At 53.3% G+C, this 3,802-nt stretch carries 3 protein-coding genes and 1 tRNA gene; all 4 read right to left on the bottom strand.

Going from position 1 to position 3,802, the window contains the following annotated elements; translation table 11 throughout:
- Positions 1-834: 834 nt before the first annotated feature.
- Positions 835-910 (bottom strand) — tRNA-Phe (locus tag PPL9_RS23720).
- A 203-nt stretch (positions 911-1,113) separates the two neighbouring features.
- Positions 1,114-2,226 carry a Gfo/Idh/MocA family oxidoreductase gene (locus PPL9_RS23715; protein ID WP_057465014.1) on the bottom strand — a complete coding sequence of 371 codons (1,113 nt, stop codon included), beginning with the start codon at positions 2,224-2,226 and terminating at the stop codon, positions 1,114-1,116.
- A gap of 184 nt (positions 2,227-2,410) precedes the next feature.
- Positions 2,411-3,190 (bottom strand): ATP-binding cassette domain-containing protein, encoded by a 780-nt coding sequence (locus PPL9_RS23710; RefSeq protein WP_057465013.1) that lies wholly within the window; start codon positions 3,188-3,190, stop codon positions 2,411-2,413.
- Positions 3,191-3,192: 2 nt separating this feature from the next.
- Positions 3,193-3,802, bottom strand: a 610-nt coding sequence (locus tag PPL9_RS23705; RefSeq protein ID WP_161831437.1) for an ABC transporter permease, incomplete at its 5' end; no start/stop codon positions are given.

The raw sequence follows: 3,802 nt of genomic DNA, 5'->3' as shown, positions 1-3,802 counted from the left end.
ACCTCCATGATCCGCTCAGGCTGCTATCAACCGAAGCGACAAGTATTGAGCGGGTTTCGCACCCGCTAGGAAAACGCGCCTTTCCACGGCGCACCAAAGAACGTGGGTTCGTCAAAGAAACCCTGCTCTTGGGGTTAAATCCATTCGCAAACCTAAGAACGCTCCAATAGCTAACAGGCCCTGGACAGATGACGAGCGCAGGATCGTTTTAAAACATGCCCCTCCTCAAATGGTCCCTGCCCTTACCTTGATGATGTATACGGGGCTTGGTCCGCAAGATGCGCTTACGCTTTCCAAGCAGCAATATCAAAATGGATTCATCTCAACACGGCGCGCCAAAACAGGGGCTCCGGTCTTTTGGCCTGTCATTGCACCTTTGAAAGCAACTCTTGAAGATGCGCCAAATCACAAAGTGCCAACGCTTTGTGCAAACTCCAGAGGGCAACCATGGACTGTCTCGGGGTTCAGAGCATCATGGCGCAAACTGCGCATCCAACTTGAGAAACAGAACCTGATTGAGCCAGGCCTTACTCTTTATGGTCTGCGGCATACGGTGGCAACTATTTTGCGGGAGATTGGACTGAATGACAGAGACCTTGCTGCTGCGCTTGGACATGAGACAGAAGCGATGGCACGGCTTTATGCCAAAGGTGCTGATTTGCGCAAAAGCATGTCGGATATCGCTGTCCGATTTGAGAAGGAAATCACTCTGCGAGGGGAAGAGTTCAGCAAGCGGTTGGAGCAAAAGTGTCAAACCATGCCGGAAAAAGTGTCAAACCTTGAGAAAGCTGAGCGAATGCTCAGTTTATTATCTAACAATTTCAGAGAGATAAGTGGTGCCCGGAGGCGGATTCGAACCACCGACACGCGGATTTTCAATCCGCTGCTCTACCAACTGAGCTATCCGGGCATTTCGCGTTGGGCAGTGTGCCCCGCTGAGGTGAGGGTCTTATAGGGCGCCTGATTTCCTCTGTCCAGCACCTCAATGAGTTTTCCCAAAGGCTTTTAGGGGGTTAAATCTTTTTTTCTCAGAACGTATTGCGAGGAAGAGGCTGGCTCACAAAAAAAGGGCGCTGTTCATGCGCCCTTAGTTTTCTTCTACTCTCAATAGACTTAGACGCTGACCCAACTGGCCTGTTCGTGAGATTTGGCCATGGTCTGGACGAGGCCTTCGATGAAGATGCCACGTTCGAAGTCGATCAGGTGACTGTCTTCACCCTGCAGGCTTTTCAGGATCTCGTTGACCTCAATGATCTTCAGATCGTTGAAGCCAAGACCGTGGCCCGGGGCCGGGATGAAGCGGTCGTATGGCGCATGAGCTGGCCCTGCCAGAACTGTGGTGTAGCCCTGCCCTGCGACTTCGCCTTCAGCTTTGTAGACATGCATCTCATTCATACGCTCCTGATCATAAACGATAGAGCCTTTGGAGCCGAAGATCTGTACGGCGATGCGGCCTTTACGTCCCCATGCAGAGCGATTGAGCTGCAGCGTGCCGTTGCCGCCATTTTCCAGTTCAAACAGCACGGTGGCTGCATCAAAGGTTTCAACGGCTTTGTCGTTGCCAGCAGCGTCCTTGCGGGTCGCGTATGGCTTGGTCATGTGACACATGACTTTGGCAATGCGCAGGTCCAGCGCCATGAGCAAGGACATGGTGTGCACGCCGAAGTCATCCAGTGCGCCAAAGCCGGAGGCCAGTCCGCTTTTGATGCCCCATTCATCATCCGGGTTGGCCATGAAGTCTTCGTCCATCTCAAGACGGATCTGAAGTACATCGCCGATTTCGCCTGAGTTCAGCAGGTCGCGGATGCGGCGCATCATGGGGTTTTGGATGTAGTTATAACCAAGGAAGGTCTTCTTACCGGATTTGCGGGAGGCTTCCAGCATTTTCTGCGCATCCGCATAGGACGGAGCCATTGGCTTTTCGCAGTAGACGTGCTTGCCCGCTTCCAGAGCTGCGATTGCCATTTCCGGGTGGAACTCATTCGGCGTGGTAATCGAGATAATGTGAATATCCGGATCGGCCAGCATATCGCGCCAGTTGCCCGTGGACCTGGCAAAGCCAAAGTCTTTTGCGCGTGCTGCAGCCAGTTCTTCATTCACCTCAGCAAGCGTCACCAATTCTGGCTTCAGCTCACCACCAAACACACCGGATACAGCATTCCATGCCAGAGCATGACATTTGCCCATGTATCCGGTTCCAATCAGACCTACGCCGATTTTTTCCATCTCAGTAATCCTGGAAGTGCCCCTAGAATAGAGTTCATTGGAATAGAACGCGTTATGAACGGGGCATTGATAAAATGAAGGAGCGGCACGATCGGGTAATGCCGCTCCTCAGTGTCTCACTGAACATCCTGTAAGTTGCGTATGCCTGACCCGAAAATCGACAGAGGATTTTCGGGAATACACATCACACAGTGCCGCCCAATGATGCCTCCAGACTGGCAAGCTCTTGCCCGCCAGCCATGAGATCTTGAAGTTCTTCAGCGGTGATTTCGCCTTTCTTCGCAGTACCAAGGGTTTGCCCCCTGTTCAGCACTGTGAAGCGGTCTCCCACTGCCATGGCGTGGCGTACGTTGTGCGAAATGAACACGACGCCAACACCTTTTTTACGGACCTTGTCCATGGTCGAGAGCACGTTTGACGTCTGGCGTACACCCAGAGCAGAGGTCGGCTCGTCGAGGATGAGGACTTTCGCGCCGAAATACACGGCGCGCGAGATTGCGACTGTCTGACGTTCGCCGCCGGACAGTGTGCCCACAGCCTGATCCGGTTCGCGCAGATTGATGCCCATCTTGGACATTTCTTCCATAGTGACTTCGTTTGCGTACTTATGGTCGAAATAAGAGATCGGGCCGAACTTCTTGACCGGCTCACGGCCAAGCCAGAAGTTGCGAGTGATGGACATGAGCGGGATCATGGCAAGGTCCTGATGCACCGTTGCAATGCCTGCATTCATTGCATCACGCGGGCTTTCAAAGACCTGCTTTTGACCATCCACGACGATCTCGCCCTTACTTGGCTTGTGCACGCCGGACATGGTTTTGATGAAGGTGGATTTACCTGCACCATTGTCACCAAGCAGACAATGCACTTCGCCGGGCATGACGGAGAAGGAAACACCTGCCAAAGCAATGACGGAGCCAAAATGCTTCTCGATGTTCTTCATCTCAACAATAGGTGTCGTCATGATCAGCGCTCCCCTGTGACGCGCTTGCGGATCATGTTGTTAAACAACACCGCGATCAGCAGCATGGAACCGAGGAAGACCAGATACCAGTCCTGATCGATATTGGTGTAGCTGAGGCCGATCAGCACCATTCCGAAGATGATGGAGCCGAAGAAGGCACCGATTGCGGAACCGTAACCGCCTGTCAGCAGACAGCCACCGATCACCGCTGCAATGATTGCCTCAAACTCCTTTTGGAAGCCACGGCGGGCATCCGTTGAGCCAGCATCCATAACAGTCAGGATGGCAACGAGAGCTGCACAGCATGCGGTGAACATGAACAGGTACATTTTGACCTTGCGCACTGGTACACCGGAGTTACTTGCTGCGTTGCTGTCGCCACCTGCTGCAAAGATCCAGCTGCCAAACGGAGAGCGAAGCAGAACCCAGGTTGCCAGAAGAGCCAGCAGGCCAAACCAGAGAATATCGACCGGGATGCCGTCTACTTTTGGCTTGCCGGACTTGAAGGTGTCGATCCAGCCCGCTTCAGCCAGCCAGTAGAAGAACGGTGTGAACGCTTCTCCGCTAAAGAAGTCAGCAAGCCAGCTGCCTTCGAACTCTGCACGGATGCCG

Source organism: Pseudovibrio sp. POLY-S9, assembly GCF_001431305.1.
In the GTDB taxonomy this organism is placed as follows: Bacteria; Pseudomonadota; Alphaproteobacteria; order Rhizobiales; family Stappiaceae; genus Pseudovibrio.
The sequence above is the reverse complement of the archived record's forward strand: the minus strand, read 5'-3'. Positions and strand labels throughout refer to the sequence as shown.